The organism is Neobacillus drentensis, from assembly GCF_036962765.1.
Lineage (GTDB): Bacteria > Bacillota > Bacilli > Bacillales > Cytobacillaceae > Neobacillus > Neobacillus drentensis_C.
In genome coordinates, this window is sequence record NZ_JBALOS010000115.1 from 1 (window position 1) to 17,552 (window position 17,552).

At 40.8% G+C, this 17,552-nt stretch carries 18 protein-coding genes, 1 tRNA gene, 1 other RNA gene, 1 pseudogene and 1 other annotated feature; of the genes and pseudogenes, 5 read left to right on the top strand and 16 right to left on the bottom strand.

The features are described 5' to 3' along the window. Positions 1-248: 248 nt before the first annotated feature. From V7137_RS14865 to tadA, 7 genes are all read right to left on the bottom strand, one after another. Positions 249-512 carry a pro-sigmaK processing inhibitor BofA family protein gene (locus V7137_RS14865; protein WP_335698807.1) on the bottom strand — a complete coding sequence of 88 codons (264 nt, stop codon included), beginning with the start codon at positions 510-512 and terminating at the stop codon, positions 249-251. 85 nt (positions 513-597) lie between these two features. Continuing rightward, positions 598-819, bottom strand: a complete 222-nt coding sequence (locus tag V7137_RS14870; RefSeq protein WP_335698821.1) for a YaaL family protein — start codon at positions 817-819, stop codon at positions 598-600. A 19-nt stretch (positions 820-838) separates the two neighbouring features. Beyond that, positions 839-1,435: a recombination mediator RecR gene (recR, locus tag V7137_RS14875; RefSeq protein WP_218351538.1), complete on the bottom strand. Its 597-nt coding sequence runs from the start codon at positions 1,433-1,435 to the stop codon at positions 839-841. 17 nt (positions 1,436-1,452) lie between these two features. Continuing rightward, on the bottom strand, positions 1,453-1,773 hold the full coding sequence (locus tag V7137_RS14880) for a YbaB/EbfC family nucleoid-associated protein (protein WP_218351543.1): 321 nt from the start codon (positions 1,771-1,773) through the stop codon (positions 1,453-1,455). A gap of 30 nt (positions 1,774-1,803) precedes the next feature. Next, entirely contained in the window at positions 1,804-3,492 is a 1,689-nt protein-coding gene (gene dnaX / locus V7137_RS14885; protein ID WP_335698809.1) for a DNA polymerase III subunit gamma/tau, read from the bottom strand. 200 nt (positions 3,493-3,692) lie between these two features. Then, an RNA gene (gene ffs / locus V7137_RS14890) (signal recognition particle sRNA large type) lies at positions 3,693-3,957 on the bottom strand. Positions 3,958-4,034: 77 nt separating this feature from the next. Then, a complete protein-coding gene (gene tadA, locus V7137_RS14895; RefSeq protein ID WP_335698822.1) occupies positions 4,035-4,550 on the bottom strand; it encodes a tRNA adenosine(34) deaminase TadA in 516 nt (171 codons plus the stop codon). A gap of 87 nt (positions 4,551-4,637) precedes the next feature. Here tadA and V7137_RS14900 point away from each other — a divergent pair, with 87 nt between their 5' ends. The 4 genes from V7137_RS14900 (at position 4,638) to V7137_RS14915 (ending at position 8,095) form a co-directional block, all read left to right on the top strand. Further along, complete coding sequence (locus V7137_RS14900; RefSeq protein ID WP_335698810.1) at positions 4,638-5,213, top strand: isochorismatase family cysteine hydrolase; 576 nt, start codon at positions 4,638-4,640, stop codon at positions 5,211-5,213. Between the two features lie 36 nt (positions 5,214-5,249). After that, a complete protein-coding gene (locus V7137_RS14905; protein ID WP_335698811.1) occupies positions 5,250-6,536 on the top strand; it encodes a glycoside hydrolase family 18 protein in 1,287 nt (428 codons plus the stop codon). A gap of 200 nt (positions 6,537-6,736) precedes the next feature. Continuing rightward, on the top strand, positions 6,737-7,384 hold the full coding sequence (locus V7137_RS14910) for a deoxynucleoside kinase (protein ID WP_335698812.1): 648 nt from the start codon (positions 6,737-6,739) through the stop codon (positions 7,382-7,384). Positions 7,385-7,393: 9 nt separating this feature from the next. Continuing rightward, positions 7,394-8,095: a deoxynucleoside kinase gene (locus tag V7137_RS14915; RefSeq protein ID WP_335698813.1), complete on the top strand. Its 702-nt coding sequence runs from the start codon at positions 7,394-7,396 to the stop codon at positions 8,093-8,095. Between the two features lie 135 nt (positions 8,096-8,230). Here the strand turns inward: V7137_RS14915 and V7137_RS14920 are convergent, their stop codons facing one another. The 8 genes and pseudogenes from V7137_RS14920 to guaB all read right to left on the bottom strand — a co-directional run bounded on the left by V7137_RS14920 (position 8,231) and on the right by guaB (position 16,101). Then, positions 8,231-8,668, bottom strand: coding sequence for a GNAT family N-acetyltransferase (locus V7137_RS14920; protein WP_335698814.1), 438 nt, complete (start codon positions 8,666-8,668; stop codon positions 8,231-8,233). Positions 8,669-8,723: 55 nt separating this feature from the next. Next, positions 8,724-9,068: pseudogene (locus V7137_RS14925) on the bottom strand (IS1595 family transposase); the annotation flags it as partial. Between the two features lie 134 nt (positions 9,069-9,202). Beyond that, positions 9,203-9,295, bottom strand: a tRNA-Ser gene (locus V7137_RS14930). Positions 9,296-9,390: 95 nt separating this feature from the next. Next, positions 9,391-10,671 (bottom strand): serine--tRNA ligase, encoded by a 1,281-nt coding sequence (serS, locus tag V7137_RS14935; RefSeq protein WP_335698815.1) that lies wholly within the window; start codon positions 10,669-10,671, stop codon positions 9,391-9,393. A 283-nt stretch (positions 10,672-10,954) separates the two neighbouring features. Further along, positions 10,955-11,180: a binding site (T-box leader), on the bottom strand. Positions 11,181-11,239: 59 nt separating this feature from the next. Then, positions 11,240-11,830 (bottom strand): pyridoxal 5'-phosphate synthase glutaminase subunit PdxT, encoded by a 591-nt coding sequence (gene pdxT, locus V7137_RS14940; RefSeq protein ID WP_335698816.1) that lies wholly within the window; start codon positions 11,828-11,830, stop codon positions 11,240-11,242. A gap of 162 nt (positions 11,831-11,992) precedes the next feature. Then, positions 11,993-12,877, bottom strand: coding sequence for a pyridoxal 5'-phosphate synthase lyase subunit PdxS (gene pdxS, locus V7137_RS14945; protein ID WP_335698823.1), 885 nt, complete (start codon positions 12,875-12,877; stop codon positions 11,993-11,995). A gap of 194 nt (positions 12,878-13,071) precedes the next feature. Next, positions 13,072-14,448: a D-alanyl-D-alanine carboxypeptidase family protein gene (locus tag V7137_RS14950; RefSeq protein ID WP_420490132.1), complete on the bottom strand. Its 1,377-nt coding sequence runs from the start codon at positions 14,446-14,448 to the stop codon at positions 13,072-13,074. Positions 14,449-14,637: 189 nt separating this feature from the next. Next, a complete protein-coding gene (gene guaB / locus V7137_RS14955; RefSeq protein ID WP_335698818.1) occupies positions 14,638-16,101 on the bottom strand; it encodes an IMP dehydrogenase in 1,464 nt (487 codons plus the stop codon). A gap of 106 nt (positions 16,102-16,207) precedes the next feature. Between guaB and V7137_RS14960 the strand changes: the two genes are divergently transcribed. Further along, positions 16,208-17,149, top strand: a complete 942-nt coding sequence (locus tag V7137_RS14960; protein ID WP_335698819.1) for a YaaC family protein — start codon at positions 16,208-16,210, stop codon at positions 17,147-17,149. 145 nt (positions 17,150-17,294) lie between these two features. On the opposite strand, the gene V7137_RS14965 is transcribed toward V7137_RS14960, so the two are convergent. Beyond that, on the bottom strand, positions 17,295-17,552 hold a 258-nt coding region (locus V7137_RS14965; RefSeq protein ID WP_335698820.1), incomplete at its 5' end, for a hypothetical protein.

Genomic DNA, 17,552 nt, shown 5'->3' on the forward strand with positions numbered 1-17,552 from the left:
CTAAAATTTATTGTTTGTTTGCACGATTTTGTTTGTTTAGTTTTCAAAGAACAATTTCTCTATCGCTCAAAAGCGACTTTATTATCATACCAAGTTATCAACCAGAAGTCAACAACTTTTTTTCATTTGTTTCTCGCCGTCTCGGTGACGACTTTTCATATATTACAGCATATCAAAACATTGGTCAATACTTTTTTAAAAATTGTTTTTTAAAAAGAAAAAACCGCTTTTTTTCAGCGGTTTACGATCTAGAGTACCCAATGTTGAATAGCCGCTAAAGCGCACAGGCCAGGGATTCCTAAAAAGCCTGAGATTGCGGAGGTGGCAAAATTAATCGGCACATGAATGCCATAACGGTTGCCTGCTGCATTTAAGAAAAATAAAAATAGCGCTCCAATGACTAACTTAATCGCAGCCTGACCAACAAATCGTGCCGGCTTAAAGGGAGCCCCCGTAAACAAAAGGATCATTACTATGCCGCCTAGAATTGATATTACGATAATTGGTTCCAAAAAAACTATCCCCCTTCTTAAGTCACTTTGTTTACAACTTATGTACAAGTTGTCAAGAATAGACCTAAAAAAGGAGATAGCTTGTTTATGATTTCATTAAATTCACATTCCGCTGCTTTGCTTCTCTTAATAGAAAGATATATTTCGCCTCGGCTATTTTCGTTTGGCAAATTACTTCAGCGGAAGGATCGAAACTTTTTTCTAAAAGCAGCTTTTCTTGCTGCCAATTTTCTTTAAATCGATTCAGCTGCAGTAAAAGCTTTTCATTATACTCTTTACGAAGCCGCCCTTTACGCTGAAAAAACATCATTGATTCCTCCGCGTCTTTAAAATTCTCTTCGGCCTTCAATTGCTTTAGATAAGGTCACCTCATCTGCGTATTCAAGATCCCCGCCCACCGGAAGTCCATGAGCAATTCTCGTGGTCTTAATTCCTGATGGCCGTAATAAACGGGAAATATACATGGCTGTTGCTTCACCCTCTATATTAGGGTTTGTTGCCAAGATTACTTCCATAATATTTTCATCTTGGAGACGCTTTAAGAGGTTCGGAATATTGATATCCTCTGGTCCGATTCCGTCCATTGGGGAAATCGCCCCATGGAGGACATGATACAATCCGTTGAATTCCTTCATTTTTTCCATCGCAATGACATCTTTAGGATCTTGGACCACACAGATGATACTCTTATCGCGGCGCACGTCTTCACAAATGTAACAAGGGTCTTGATCTGTTATATGACCGCAGACAGAACAATACGTTAAATTCCGCTTTGCATTGACCAGTGCTTTAGCAAAATCAAGCACGGTGTCTTCTTTCATACTTAAGACAAAAAAAGCCAGACGTCCGGCCGTTTTAGGGCCGATACCTGGCAGCTTCATAAAGCTGTCAATCAGCTTTGAAATTGGTTCTGGATAATGCATCTTTTGCTATTCCACTCCTAAAAAGGAAGGTTCATTCCTTTTGTAAATTGCCCCATTGTACTGTTTGTTAACTCTTCTACCTTTTTAAGGGCATCATTGGTTGCAGCTAAAACAAGGTCTTGAAGCATTTCAACATCATCAGGATCAACAGCCTCAGGTTTAATAATCACATCAACAACTTCGCGATGACCTGTTACTACTACAGTAACCATACCGCCGCCGGCTGTACCTTCAATTTTCTTTTCACCTAATTCTTCTTGTGCCTCTGCCATTTTCTTTTGCATCTTTTGCATTTGTTTCATCATATTTTGCATATTACCCATTCCGCCACCACGCATCATTACCATCAACCTCCAATTAATTAGTTATTAATCAATAATTTCCACAAACTCTTCGCCAAATAATTTTTTCGCCTCGGCAATATGTGGTTCTTCTTCCTTAGGTGATTCGCTGGTTTCCCCTTCAGCACCATCATGACTATTCAAAAAGCTCTCGCGAATTGGCAGCCATTGATCTTCGGGCACTCCTAGGAGTACGAATCTTTTGCCCGTTAATTTATTTAATGCGCCACTAACTGCATCAAGAAAATCTGTTCGATTCATCGCCATTTGACATATCATCTCATGCTTAAATTTTATGATAAAAGCAGTCGCTGATGCCGCAATCGGCTCCGCATCGTTTAACAGAGCAGCTTGTGATTTTAACAGACTTGCCCGCAATTCAGCCCAATTAGATTTAATCAGATTCAAATCGCCCTTTGTTGCCTGCTTTAACACTTCATTTATTTTTCCAACTGCCGGCTGGAACGCCTTTTTGGCCGACCTTTGGGCTGGCTTTTGCGATTGTGGCGCTGCCTCTTGTGCGGAAGCCGTAACACCATTCGCCTTTAAGTGCTCGAGTTCCATCTCCAATTGACCAATTCTTGTTAATAACTGGTCAATTTGGGCTGGTTGTGCCTGTACAGTTTGCTTCACTTCCATTTGACATAGCTTAACGATGGCCACTTCAAGAAAAATTCTTGGATGATTTGTCCAGCGCATTTCTTGTTGCGTTTTATTCAAGAGATCAATCAGTTGATAAATCTGATCCGTTGAAATCGTTTCAGCCATGTTTCGAAAATCGTCATCAAGCAGCACTCTTTCGAGAGATTCTTCCAGGTTTGGCGCTGTTTTATAAAGCAGCATATCACGATAAAATAAGATTAAGTCCTCAATAAAACGCATCGGATCTTTTCCATGAAATAAAAGCTCCTCCAATGCCTCCAGGCCCCTTGCCACGTCCTTTTCTCGGAATGCCAAAGCAAGTTTATTTAAAAAACCCTGTGACACCGAACCTGTAACTGTTAATGCATCTTCAACCGCAACATGGTCCTGGCTATACGATATCGCCTGATCCAACAAACTTAGCGCATCCCGCATCCCGCCATCTGCTGCTCGGGCTATCAATTGAAGGGCGCGCTCATCACAATCAATCCCAGACTCCTCCACAATTAACTTCATCCGTTTGACGATGGCTCCAGCTGTAATCCGTCTAAAATCAAAACGTTGACATCGTGAAATAATTGTTAAGGGGATTTTATGAGGTTCTGTTGTAGCTAATATAAAGATGACATGCTTCGGCGGTTCTTCTAATGTTTTTAGCAAGGCATTAAAAGCGCTAATGGATAGCATATGCACTTCATCAATGATATAGACTTTGTAGTTAACAGATGTAGGTGCAAATCTAACTTTATCGAGCACATCGCGCATTTCTTCTACACGTGAGTTCGAGGCTGCGTCAAACTCTAACACATCTGAAATCGTTCCATCGGTTATGCCCCGGCAGGCCGCACATTCATTGCAAGGTTCTGAAACAGGTGAACGCTCACAATTGATCGCCTTTGCTAATATTTTAGCCGCACTTGTTTTCCCTGTTCCTCTAGGTCCTGAAAAAAGATACGCATGTGATATTTTTTGTTGAAGCAGGGCGTTTTGCAATGTCTTGGTTACATGTTCTTGTCCTACTACATCGAGAAATGTTTGAGGCCGCCAAACACGATATAAAGCTTGATATGCCAATGGACATCGCCCCCTTCAAATTTTTTTCATCTTTATGGTTGTCTGGCTCTAACGCCCGGCTGCAAGTGTCCTTCGCAAAACAGGCGTTTCCGCTTTTCTTATTATACCTTAACCATTTTGCTTTTTACAAAATGAATCTATTTAATGTACAAAAAAACTCATCCCAAGTCTGAGATGAGTTAATTTATGTAATATAACTGCCGTGCACCTTCCGTCGACTAACGCCCATAAGCGTTACTTAAGCAGTTAGCTCGGCCCAGGCAACCCTGCGGCACATGGGAGCTTCCACTTAATGCTGCTTCCTTCCGGACCTGACATGGTTCATGGATTCCCATTGCGCAGGACCCGGGCGTCAACACCACTTACTTAAGGCAGACCCTACAGGTCGTTAGCCTCGGGAAGGGATTCAGTCCCGCTAGAGCGGATTGCGGGTACAGGGCACCGCTGCCTCCCCACCTAGCACGGCAAAGTTGATACCAAAGTTTTGTGCGTTAACTTTAACGCTTTTTTAGTATACAAATATTCTCGTAAAAAAGCAATCCTTATTCACTGTCAATTTCTGTAAGGGTGTTTAGTTTCATTTTTTTCGCCTGCTTTTTCCGCTCCCGTATTTTTCGAAAAAAGTCCGAGAGCATTTGCCCGCACTCTTCTTCTAATATGCCGTGTGTAATGTCGCTTTGGTGGTTGAAACGGTCATCCTCCAATAGATTCATCAGTGTCCCTGCACAGCCGCCCTTAGGGTCAGCTGCACCATACACTACCCTTTTTACTCGCGACAGAATAATCGCCCCTGCACACATCGGACACGGCTCTAACGTGACATATAAGGTTGACTCTTCAAGACGCCACGAGCCTATTTCCCTGCAGGCCTGATCAATGGCTAAAAGCTCGGCGTGTGCCACGGCATTTTGCTCGCTTTCCCGTAAATTATGGGCCCGGGCGACAATCTTCCCATCCATGACAATCACTGCACCAATCGGCACCTCATTCAATTGTTCTGCTTTTTTCGCTTCTTTTATTGCTTCTTTCATAAAATGTTCATCTTGCAACTGCTCAATTGTCATGACATTTCCCCTTTACATTCTCGGGCAACGGGATAAAAACGACTCCCTCACTGCAAAATAGGAAGTGAAGGAGAGAGGCCAATGATCCAAATCCGCCCCGCGCTTATCATAATCGATATGATCAACCATTTTGATTTTTCCCATGGTCCCATTCTTGCCAGTAAGGCGTATCGTATTGCCGGACCGATTAAAAATTTAAAGAACCAATTTAATAAAAATCATTTACCCGTCATTTTTATTAATGACCATTATAGGTTATGGCAGGCAGACTTACAAAAAATTATCGACCTCTGCAGAAATGAATACAGCCAGCCGATTTTTGATCAGCTGCTTCCCGGTGAGAAGGATTTGTTTTTAATCAAGCCGAAGCATTCGGCTTTTTTTGGAACAGCGCTGAACACCCTGCTCCACCAACTAAAAGTCAATACCCTGATTCTCACCGGTATTGCCGGTAATATTTGCGTACTATTTACGGCTAATGATGCTTATATGCGTGAATATGAACTTTTCGTTCCGAACGATTGTATTGCCTCAGCCGATGATGGTGATAATCAGTATGCGCTAACGATGATGGCTAATGTTTTAAAAGCAAAGATCGACCCTAGTACACATGAAAATTATCGTCATTATATCATGTATCCTCATCCAACCTCATAACATAGTTGTAGCGTATGTTTGTTGGGAGGGATACGAATGCAAATCCATGTGATAAAAGCAAATGAATCATTGACTACAATTGCAAGAACGTATCATACAACCGTTCAGGATATCGTGGAGGCAAACGATTTACCGAATCCAAATAATCTTGTGATTGGACAGTCACTTGTGATTCCAATTATCGGTCACTTTTACATCGTGCAGCCTGGGGATTCTTTATTCACCATTGCTAGGAAGTTTGGCGTTCCCTACCAGGAACTTGCCACCGTCAACCGGATTAACCCTAATCAGCCGCTTAATGTTGGTTTTCGTCTTTATGTTCCCCAAGGCAATAAAAGGGACGCTGAATTTAACGCGTACGTCGAACCGCGCGGCACTACCGTAGCCCCAGTCTTAGAATCTAGTGCACGTGAGGCCGCACCCTATCTAACCTATTTAGCCCCATTCAGCTTTCAGGCCCGCCGTGACGGTACATTAAAGGCACCATTACTTAATAATTTTCCTGCCATCGCTAAAGCCAACCGCAACGTCTTAATGATGGTTATTAATAATCAAGAGAATGATCAGTTCAATGATGAACTCGGACGAATTTTATTAAATGATACCGCCATTCAAGATAAATTTTTAAATAACATTGTCGCCACTGCGAATAAGTATGGATTCCGCGATATTCACTTTGACTTTGAGTTTTTGCGGCCCGCTGACCGTGTGGCTTATAATCGCTTTTTACGAAAGGCAAAACAACGATTCTCCCGTCAAGGCTGGCTCATGTCAACCGCCCTTGCCCCAAAGACAAGTGCCACACAAAAAGGGAAATGGTATGAGGGTCATGACTATAAGGCACATGGGGAGATCTCAGACTTTGTGGTCATTATGACCTATGAGTGGGGCTATAGCGGCGGCCCAGCAATGGCCGTGTCACCGATCGATCAAGTGAGAAGAGTATTGGAATATGCCGTTACCGAAATTCCCGCGAATAAGATTATGATGGGGCAAAACCTCTATGGCTATGATTGGACACTTCCATTCGTGCCAGGGTCCGTCGCCAAGGCCGTGAGTCCACAGCAGGCCATACAGCTCGCCGCAAGCCACAATGTCCCGATTCAATATGACACAAAGGCCCAGGCACCATTTTTTAGATATTCTGAGGCAGGGAAACAGCATGAGGTTTGGTTTGAGGACGCCCGCTCGATCCAGGCAAAATTTGACTTAATAAAAGAATTAAATCTAAGGGGCATGAGTTATTGGAAACTCGGTCTTGCCTTCCCGCAAAACTGGCTGCTAATCGTCGATAATTTTAACGTTACAAAACATGTTACGTAACTATTTTTATTTCTACAAAAACTGCCGAAATTCGGCAGTTTTTTCATATATTTGACATAAAGCATATTTCTTCTAAATATTCCTTATCCCTTCCTGAGTGAGATTATGATAAAATAAATCTTGCATGTTTTTTAGTGACTATTCACCCAGACTCTCTGGTGAAACATAGATTGAAGGCAGTTGGAGAAGGAGGACTTGCAATGGGGGATTCACCCTTTATTACCGTTGAAGGCCCGATTGGTGTAGGAAAAACATCTCTCGCAAAAGCCATTTCAGCGCAATTTGAATTTGCTTTACTTAAAGAGATTGTTGATGAAAATCCATTCCTAGGGAAATTCTATGAAAATATTGAGGAGTGGAGTTTTCAAACAGAAATGTTCTTCCTCTGCAATCGCTTTAAGCAATTAGGGGATATCAATACCCATTTTTTAAGTCAAAAAAAGTCAGTTGTAGCGGATTATCATATCTTCAAGAATTTGATTTTTGCTAAGCGTTCCTTAAATACAGACGAGTATCAAAAATATGATAAAATTTATCAAATTCTTACCGAAGATATGCCGAAACCTAATGTCATTATTTATTTAAATGCCAGCTTAGATACACTTCTAAAACGAATCAAAATAAGAGGGCGTGAAATGGAAAAGAATATCAGCCCCTTATATTTAGAGCAGCTATCGCTTGACTATGAAGAAACAATGACGATTTTTGAAAAAGAACATCCTGAGATACCAGTTCTACGCTTTAGCGGGGATGAATTGGATTTCATCAAAAATGAGCAAGATTTAAACCATATTTTTGAGCAATTATCATTAGCATTAAAAAAAAGCAGCTGGACTAAAACATTATAGAACAGGGGGATGTTAGTGAGTATCGTTATTGGTGGTATGATTGGTCTAGGAAAAACAAGTGTAGCAGACACATTGAATGCACACTTTCATAATAAAGGAATTGAAAGTAAGGTGTTTTATGAAGCGGTGGATGATAATCCAATCCTCCCACTCTATTATGAACTGACACCTGAAGAATTAGATGCAAAAAGAATTCCATTCTTGCTTCAATTATTCTTTTTAAATAAACGCTTTAAAGCCGTGAAGGAATGTGTCAATTGGAAAGAGCCTGTTTATACCATTCAAGACCGTTCCATTTATGAAGATTGGTATTTTGCTTATGTTAATAAATCGTTAGGCAGAATTTCCGATTTGGAATTTAAAATATATGAAGAGCTTGTAGAAAACATGCTAGAAGAACTTGAAGAACTTCCAAGAAAAGCGCCAGATTTAATGGTTTACTTAAAAGGATCATTTGATACTGTTATCGACCGGATTATGGCACGCGGCCGAAGCTTCGAAATTAACCCTGAACTGAAAGAATATTACTTCGAGGTATGGAAGGGTTATGATGAATGGGTTATGAATCAATATGCAGCAAGCGAGGTATTAGTAATTGATATGGATACGACAGACGTCGTAAAAAGCGCAGAAGATGCCAAACAAGTTTGCCTTGCGGTGGAAGAAAAGTTAAAAGAAATCCTAAATATGAGAGCAGCACATATTGGATAATCCAATATGTGTTTTTTTATTAAGGCTCTGTTAATGTTTAATGTTGATTTTTCGATAAAATGTTGGGAAACCATTTTTTGGTTCCCCAATTCTCAATAAACCAGCCTATTATATATTTAATAAAGATAGTTGTTTTTAAATGGGCATATTCATTGTAATGGTTCTATTTTTGAATCCCAATTTTTCATACAGTTTAATGGCTGGATTTCCTGCATATACGCTTAAACGAACCTCTGAAAATCCATCTTGTTTAAGATGTTCGATACCAGTCTCCATCAATCGTTTTGAAATTCCATTCCCTCTAAATTCTTCTAACACGAACAATTCATAAATAAATCCATATATCTTTTCAGTAAATTGGTCTTTACTTGTTCCTATAAGAATCCAACCCATTAGATTATCGCCTTCAGTTGCTATTAAATAATAGCTTCCTTTCTGCAATAATGGTTCAATAAGTTGTTTGACTTTTTCATCTGACGGTTTTGCCTCGCCTAATGTACCATCGAATAATGCTTGTGGTGAAAGTGATAAAATCTTTTTATATTCCGAATCGTTTGGTTTCCTTATTTCCATAAATTGAGTTCTCCTCTCCCAATATTTTTAAGCCGATTGCCCGTTAATGACTTTTTTAAGCACTGAACTTAGATAGACGTAAACTATCATAAGTTTCTGTCATTTCAAATACAAATGATATAAGCAGAAGCTCTTTTATATGTTGCTTAGTGCTTTCGTTACTGCGACAATCTACAAATAAGAACCAAGCAAGGTAATTGTCAAGATATTTGGTAGCGACACCTTTAAAACAGTCAATCCACTTTTTCATCCGAGAGTGAAAACTGTTGACATTTTGAATGTGATATAAGCCCTTTATAACGTACTTTCCATCATCAGATTTGATTCGGTAATGCTCTAATCCTTTTTCTTTTGCATAGGTTTTGTATGCTCTCCAAGCATCGGTAACAAGCACATTATCGGACTTATTACCCCTAGGCGCTGGAACTAGAGTCAGTGGCCAATATCGAAAATCTCCTGAAAATAAAAAAAATCCGTTACATAAATATGTAACGGACCTTTATCTCCAGTTTTTATGCGCGATTATAAATGTAATGGAGGAGGAAGAGGGATTCGAACCCCCGCGCGGTATGACCCGCCTGTCGGTTTTCAAGACCGATCCCTTCAGCCAAACTTGGGTATTCCTCCGTATCAACAGAATCTAATTTACCACATTCATTTTACTATGTCAACATACTAAATAAAAAAACTGGACAAATTTTTATCTGCCCAGTTTTTTATTATTACATAGGTGCAATGACCTCACGGTTGCCCATATATGGACGTAAAACGGTAGGAATCACGACACTGCCATCGGCTTGTTGATAATTTTCCAAGATTGCAGCGACCGTGCGGCCAATCGCAAGGCCTGAACCATTTAAAGTATGAACATGCTCTGGTTTAGCCTTTGGTTCGCGGCGGAAACGAATGTTAGCCCGTCGTGCCTGGAACGCCTCAAAGTTACTGCAAGAAGAGATTTCTCGATACGTTCCATAGCTTGGAATCCACACTTCAATATCATACTTCTTCGCAGCTGTGAAGCCAAGGTCACCCGTACACATGCTTAACACACGGTATGGCAGTTCAAGTAGTTGTAAGACCCGTTCTGCGTCATTTGTCAGCTTTTCTAACTCTTCATAAGAATCCTCAGGCTTCACAAACTTCACAAGTTCCACCTTATTGAATTGATGCTGACGGATCAAACCGCGTGTATCGCGGCCTGCAGAGCCAGCCTCAGAGCGGAAACATGCACTGTATGCAGCAAAGCGGATTGGCAGGGCTTCCGCACTTAAAATTTCATCGCGGTGTAGATTGGTGACAGGAACCTCTGCTGTCGGAATCAAGAAGTAATCTTCATTTTCAATTAAAAAGGCATCCTCTTCAAACTTAGGGAGCTGGCCTGTTCCGGTCATGCTCGCCCGGTTGACTAAATATGGCGGCAATATTTCTGTATACCCATGCTCATCAACGTGAAGGTCTAACATAAAGCTCATTAACGCACGTTCTAAACGAGCCCCTAACCCTTTATAAAAGACAAAGCGGCTTCCAGTTACTTTCCCTGCACGTTCAAAATCAAGGATTCCCAGCTGATCGGCAATATCCCAGTGAGGCTTTGCTTCAAATTCAAACTCGCCCACCTTGCCCCATTGTCTGATTTCAATATTATCATCCTCAGTCTCGCCAACTGGAACACTTTCATGCGGGATATTCGGAATGCTCAACATCAAAAGCTCTAGTGATTCTTCGACCACTCGTAACTCATCATCAATTGTTTTGATCTGGTCACCGACCTCACGCATTTCTTTGATTAAATGGTCGGCATCCTGCTTTTCGCGCTTTAATGCTGCAACCTGCTGAGTTACCTCATTGCGGCGGCTTTTTAACTTTTCTGTTTCGACGATCAACTCACGTCTTCTTTGGTCCAGTTCTTCAAATTGATCGAGAGCAGATAAATCTTCTCCTCGGTTTTGAAGCTTTTCCTTTACTTCTGCAAAATTGGCTCGTAATACTTTAATATCTAGCATCCTACTGGCACTCCTTTTTATTAAATTTTTAGATGGTACGGTATATGGGGGCATTTCACATTAAAAGTAAGACTCTGTAAACAGGCCTGTTGATTTCCGCTCCAGGCACTCAGCGCCGCGCGGGCGGTCCGGGAGCCTCCTCAGCGCTTGAAGCGCGCCTGCGGGGTCTCCCGTATCCCGCTTATCCCGCAGGAGTCTCGTGCCTTCCGCTCCCATCAACATAAAATGCAACTCAACATTCACCTTTTACACAGCCTAAAAATAAAAAAACTCCCGCCCCTAAAACAGGGACGAGAGTTGCTCGCGATACCACCCTGGTTGACAGAAAAATACTGTCCACCTCGAAAAAACGTTAACGGTTTTCTACCGAAAGTACATACTGACCTCTTATGAGATGTTCCGCACCTTGCTCGAGGAGGGATTCACAAGTTTCATCCACCGGTTCACACCATCCACCGGCTCTCTTGTAGAATGAGTCTCTTGTTACTAGTTCCTCTCATTGCTTTGATCATTATTTATGATTTTGTATTTCTTAATTTACTATAATTATCTGCTAAAAGCAACCAGATTATACTAATTGTTTCTGTTTAGCTTCCTTCACCATCTTGACGAAGTAGGCGGTAAGGTCATGGTTCTCTGTTAATTCTGGATGGAATGAACAGCCAAGAAATTGACCTTCACGTGCGGCGACGATGCGGTCATTATGCTTGCACAGGATTTCAACATTTTCGCCTGCTTCAACGATGTGCGGTGCACGGATGAAGACCGCTGGGAAGTTTTCAGCTACATCTTTAATCGCAAGGTCTGCCTCAAAGCTGTCTACTTGTCGTCCAAATGAGTTACGTTCCACCTTAATGTCCATGACACCGATGTGTGACTCATTATATCCCACAAGATTCTTTGCCAAAAGAATGAGACCTGCACATGTACCGAACATAGGTTTTCCTTCTTTAGCAAATTGCTTAAGTGCATCCATAAAATCATATTTGTCGATTAAACGACGCATTGCCGTACTTTCTCCACCAGGGAGAATGAGGCCATCGATTTCTTCTAGTTGTTCTTTTCGTTTGATGGCAATCGCTTCAACACCGCAAGCTTCTACCGAGCGGATATGTTCACGGACGGCCCCTTGTAGTGCAAGTACACCTATTTTAATCATAAAAATACCCCTTTTAGCGTTTTGAACTTCGATGACTGTCTAGCTCCAGGCTCCATCTGCTCGATGGTCTACAGCCAATCCGTCAAGAAGGTTAAAAGGCAACCATCATGCCGGCTCGTCTTATGCTTGTCGCCGATAAACAGGCGCCTTCCGCTTTTCTAATTACCATCCACGCTCTTGCATGCGTGCTTCAGGTGCTAGTGAGGAAATTTCGATCCCTTTCATCGGTGTTCCAAGATCCTTTGAAAGTTCAGCAATTAATTTATAGTCTTGGTAATGAGTTGTTGCTTCTACAATCGCTCTTGCAAATTTAGCCGGGTTTTCTGATTTAAAGATCCCTGAGCCTACGAATACGCCGTCCGAACCTAATTGCATCATCAATGCCGCATCAGCAGGTGTTGCCACGCCGCCAGCTGCAAAGTTAACAACTGGAAGTCGACCAAGGCGCTTAATTTCAAGAAGAATTTCAAATGGTGCACCCAATAGTTTCGCTTCAGTCATTAGCTCGTCCTCATTCATGGCCACGACTTTACGCACTTGTGCATTTACCTTACGAATATGACGAACGGCTTCAACGATATTACCAGTTCCAGGCTCGCCTTTTGTACGAAGCATAGAAGCCCCTTCGCCAATCCTGCGGGCAGCTTCTCCAAGGTCACGACAGCCGCACACAAACGGAACAGTAAAGTCTCTTTTATTTAAATGGAATTCCTCATCAGCAGGAGTTAATACTTCACTCTCATCGATATAGTCCACACCCATTGCTTCAAGCACGCGTGCTTCAACAATATGACCGATTCTCCCTTTAGCCATTACAGGGATTGTCACAGCACCCATAACTTCTTCAATGATTCTAGGGTCTGCCATTCTTGCCACACCGCCAGCTGCACGAATATCTGAAGGCACACGTTCTAAAGCCATTACTGCTACCGCACCTGCTTCTTCAGCAATTCTAGCTTGCTCAGCGTTGACAACGTCCATGATGACGCCGCCCTTTTGCATTTCAGCCATACCACGTTTTACGAGATCCGTACCTGTTTTCATGATTAAATCCCCCTAATGAATCTTTTTAATATTAAGAATAATCTTCTTATGATAGCGGAAATATCTATTAAATTAGTCGGAATTATTTTAACCCCATAAAGACATTAAAGCAACAAAAAAGGATTCCTGTCAAGACAAGAATCCTTTTCGTCAACATCCTATTATTTCCACCCATACATACCTAGTGTTTAGATTAATTAAAACCAGCCCTTAACAGTGTTGGAAATCCCATGCCAGACATCGCCAAAGAAGTTACCAATGCCTCTCATCATTAACACAAACCAGTTTGATTTTTCTACATCTTGTGCAGCAACCACATCAACCTTGACTGATTGTTGACCCTCAGGTGTTAAGAAGTTAACCTTTTCACCATTTTTGGATGCAACGGTTAAATAACCAACTTTTTCACCTTTTTTAATTGGCGCCGTTAGATTGCCTTCTTTATTCAACTTGGATTTATCAAGGACTAGTACTGGTTTATAATTAGCTTTGCCGCCATTTGGAATCATCATGTTAATCGAAGATTTTGTATAGATTTTAACTTGATCTTCTTTTCCCTTCGTAACGGGAACTGTTTTTTGGCCCTTTACTTGGTAATGTTTCGGAACAAGTTCTTCTTTTGTAAAATTAGTAAATGCATAATCCAGCATTTTTTTGGTTTCACCAAAGCGTGCTTTATAACCATCGTCTTTCCCGCTAACATCCTTTGCATTTTGGACAACCGTAATAAATCGTTTTCCATCTCTGCTCGCTGTTCCGGTAAAACAGTAACCTGCAAAATCAGTTGTACCTGTTTTAAGTCCGTCCATACCTTCATAACCATAAACTAATGATGGCAGCATCCAGTTCCAGTTTTGCATTTCAATTCGATCTTCGGTGCCCTCACGAAATACCTTTTTTGGAGTGCTGGCTGTTTTTAAAACATCTGGGTAATCATTAATGAGATGAAAAGCTAATGTCGCTACGTCATGAGGTGACATAACATTTTCTTCCTCTGCACCCGTTCCTTCTGGTTGGAGCCCATTATAATCTTTATTATTCAAACCAGTTGAGTTCACAAATTTACTATTTTTTAATCCTAGTTTTTTTGCTTTGTCATTCATCATCTTCACAAAATTCGTTTCCGAACCGCCAATGACTTCAGCAAGAGCAATGGTTGTCCCATTTGCAGAATAAATAGCCATAGCTTCATATAATTCTCTTACATTATATTTTTCACCAAGGCGTAAAGGGACATTCGATAACCCTGTAGGCTGAGAGATCTTATAAACTAGGTCACTTACTGTATATTGCTGATCCCATTTCACCTTACCGTGTTTTACCGCATCAAGTAAAAGATATTCCGTCATCATCTTTGTCATACTGGCAATTCCTAATGGACTGTCAGCATTTTTTGCATATAAAACCTTACCTGTTTGTCCATCAACCAAAATAGCTCCGTCGGCATTCACATTTAACGCAGCGTCTGCCTTCGCTATATCAACTCCAGCAAATAGTCCAAAAAACAAAATAAGTGCCAGCGCACTTGCTATACATTTCTGATAAAAATGTTTGTTCACTTTAACGCCCTCCATGAATTTATACACCTTGGTTATTTTAACATAAGTCAATAGCAAATCATAGACGGAGCTATGAACCATCTTATGGCTAAATTTGAAAGTTCCACTAACTTTTGTAGGCCTATCTACATAACAAAAAGAGCCTAGGAGTTGAAGCACAGGTTCACAAAAAAACAGAGAAGTCAGCGCTTCTCTGTTTTAACACTATAGGGAGTAGTTAGGAGCCTCTTTCGTGATTTGAACATCATGTGGATGACTCTCTCTTAACCCCGCACCTGTCATTTTTATAAATTGTGCTTTTGTTCTTAATTCCTCTAGATCTTTAGTACCGCAATAACCCATACCGGATCTGAGTCCGCCGATGAGTTGATAAATGGTCTCTGCTAACGGCCCTTTATATGGGATTCGACCTTCGATACCTTCTGGAACGAACTTTTTATTATCTTCTTGGAAATAACGGTCTTTTGAACCTTTTTCCATTGCTGCCACGGAACCCATACCACGATATACCTTAAAGCGGCGGCCTTGGAAAATTTCTGTTTCCCCTGGGCTCTCGGTTACCCCTGCCAACAAACTGCCTAGCATAACAGCATATCCGCCAGCTGCCAGGGCTTTAACGATATCGCCAGAGTATTTGATGCCTCCATCGGCAATAATCGTCTTACCGTGTTTCATCGCTTCTCCTGCACAATCATATACGGCTGTAATTTGTGGAACACCTACTCCTGCTACAACCCTGGTTGTACAAATAGAACCTGGCCCAATTCCAACTTTTACAACATCTGCTCCTGCCTCAATTAGCGCTTTGGTTGCTTCTGCTGTTGCCACGTTACCAGCAATGATGGTGAGGTTAGGATAAGTTGCTCTAATTTCTGTTACCATATCGATGACGCCTTTTGAATGTCCATGGGCTGTATCAAGTACAATTACGTCGACATTTGCTTTCACAAGTGCGTCTACACGTTTCATGGTATCGCTTGTTACACCAACAGCAGCACCGGCTAATAAACGTCCTTGGCTGTCCTTTGCAGAGTTTGGAAATTCAATCACCTTTTCGATATCTTTAATCGTGATTAATCCTTTTAACACACCCTGCTCGTTAACAAGCGGTAGTTTTTCAATCTTGTACCGCTGCAGAATTTTCTCTGCTTCTTTTAACGTAGTTCCGACTGGAGCTGTAACAAGATTCTCCTTGGTCATAACGTCGGAAATTTTAAATGAATAATCTTGGATAAAGCGAAGATCCCTATTGGTGATAATCCCTATAAGCTTTTGTTCCTCCAAGTTATTAACAATCGGTACTCCGGAAATACGATATTTCCCCATTAGATGCTCCGCATCATACACTTGGTGTTCTGGAGTCAGGAAAAACGGATCGGTAATAACCCCGCTTTCAGATCTCTTTACCTTTTCCACCTGCTCTGCTTGCTGCTCAATGGTCATATTCTTATGAATAATCCCTAAGCCGCCTTGACGAGCCATTGATATAGCCATTTCTGATTCTGTGACGGTGTCCATCCCAGCACTTATGATGGGAATATTAAGTTTTACACTTGGCGATAGTTCCACTTGCAGTTTTACATCTCTTGGCAATACTTCAGATTTACCAGGAATTAATAACACATCATCAAACGTTAAACCTTCTTTTACAAATTTACTTTCCCACATTTTTATGGCCCCCAGGAAAAAAATATTATTTGTAGGTTATCAATTGGATAAAATACTGTCAAGGAATAAATATTAGTCTGATTCTTCAGAAAAAGGTGATATAGTCTTGGGTATTCAATATAAAGATTGGAAAAGCTACTCTTGTTTCTTTTCGGCAGAATACTGCCAGCAATTTTTGAGAAATTGTTATCAAAAACGCAATATCGATAATCCAGAGCAAAAAAGCTATGAAAACAGCTATGCATTTTTATATTATCTTGAACATGGGCAAATATATTACCAACAAGCAAGTAGTTCTCCACTTATTATAAAACCAATTTTGCTTTTTTATGGTCTTGTCCACTTAATTAAGGCATGTATATTAACAACAGATCCTGCTTATCCCGAAACAACGGCTGTTTTGGCTCATGGTGTTTCTACTAGAAAAAGGAAGAAACAGAATTATCATTTCTTTCAAGATGAAGTTAAATTCCAAAAAAATGGACTTTTCCCCTTCATCTCTGAAAAATTGTTTCACATGAAACAATTGGAAGGGGAGAAAGTCATTATGGAGGAATTACTTAAGCTTATACCAGAATTAGATGAATTATTCTTTTTACTTGAGGGAAAGAGGACATTTCTGAAAGTCCACACCGATAACCAACAGTTAATTGTTCCTGAAACAATCCTAGATCATTTTCACATGACAGAAAATCGCTTTAAGGAATTTCTGGCTTCTAAGTTTGAAAAGGGCATGGAGTTTTCTGAGGAGGGTTTGTCTTTTTGGGTGGACTCGGCATCTTCTTTTGGAAGCTCACCATTGAAGTTTCATTTAGGGGAAAATTATTATGCGCTGCCCCTAAATAAAGACAACTATTTTAATTTCCCAGAGCTGCTGATTCATTATTTGTTGCTATACAATTTAAGCATGATTGCCCGCTATGAAACAGAGTGGTGGAGCGAACTTACAAAGATGATGCCAAACCGGGATTATCCCTTTATTTGTTCGTTTCTTGATGTCACCATGCAAAAAGGGCCATTTTTGGTATATCAGTATTTGATGAAGTGATTTATTAATACAAAAATGAGGTTGTCAGGAAAGCTTTGCTTTTGGACATCCTCTTTTATAGGACTGTCGCTAGTAAAGTGTCGCTATCGCAGTTAAAGCGCGGCTATCCGCTAGTAAAGTGTGCCTATCCGACAGTAAAGTGTGCCTATCGCCAGTAAAGTGCGCCTATCCGACAGTAATTATGTAGGTTGTTATTTAGTAGCATTACGATAGACATTTTTCCAGCTTTCTCATCGATTTTGTCTATCGGTACCTCCACGATAGACATTTTTTCTGTTTCCTCATCGATTTTGTCTATCAGCACCTCCACGATAGACATTTTTTCTGTTTCCTCCTCGATTTTGTCTATCGGCATCTCCACAATAGACATTTTTTCTGTTTCCTCACCGATTTTGTCTATCGG

Coding starts and splice junctions, on each gene's coding strand:
- V7137_RS14870 (WP_335698821.1), bottom strand. CDS start 819: ATGTTTTTTCAGCGTAAAGGGCGGCTTCGTAAAGAGTATAATGAAAAG.
- recR (WP_218351538.1), bottom strand. CDS start 1,435: ATGCATTATCCAGAACCAATTTCAAAGCTGATTGACAGCTTTATGAAG.
- V7137_RS14880 (WP_218351543.1), bottom strand. CDS start 1,773: ATGCGTGGTGGCGGAATGGGTAATATGCAAAATATGATGAAACAAATG.
- V7137_RS14900 (WP_335698810.1), top strand. CDS start 4,638: ATGATCCAAATCCGCCCCGCGCTTATCATAATCGATATGATCAACCAT.
- V7137_RS14905 (WP_335698811.1), top strand. CDS start 5,250: ATGCAAATCCATGTGATAAAAGCAAATGAATCATTGACTACAATTGCA.
- V7137_RS14910 (WP_335698812.1), top strand. CDS start 6,737: ATGGGGGATTCACCCTTTATTACCGTTGAAGGCCCGATTGGTGTAGGA.
- V7137_RS14915 (WP_335698813.1), top strand. CDS start 7,394: ATGTTAGTGAGTATCGTTATTGGTGGTATGATTGGTCTAGGAAAAACA.
- V7137_RS14920 (WP_335698814.1), bottom strand. CDS start 8,668: ATGGAAATAAGGAAACCAAACGATTCGGAATATAAAAAGATTTTATCA.
- serS (WP_335698815.1), bottom strand. CDS start 10,671: ATGCTAGATATTAAAGTATTACGAGCCAATTTTGCAGAAGTAAAGGAA.
- pdxT (WP_335698816.1), bottom strand. CDS start 11,830: ATGATTAAAATAGGTGTACTTGCACTACAAGGGGCCGTCCGTGAACAT.
- V7137_RS14950 (WP_420490132.1), bottom strand. CDS start 14,448: ATGGAGGGCGTTAAAGTGAACAAACATTTTTATCAGAAATGTATAGCA.
- guaB (WP_335698818.1), bottom strand. CDS start 16,101: ATGTGGGAAAGTAAATTTGTAAAAGAAGGTTTAACGTTTGATGATGTG.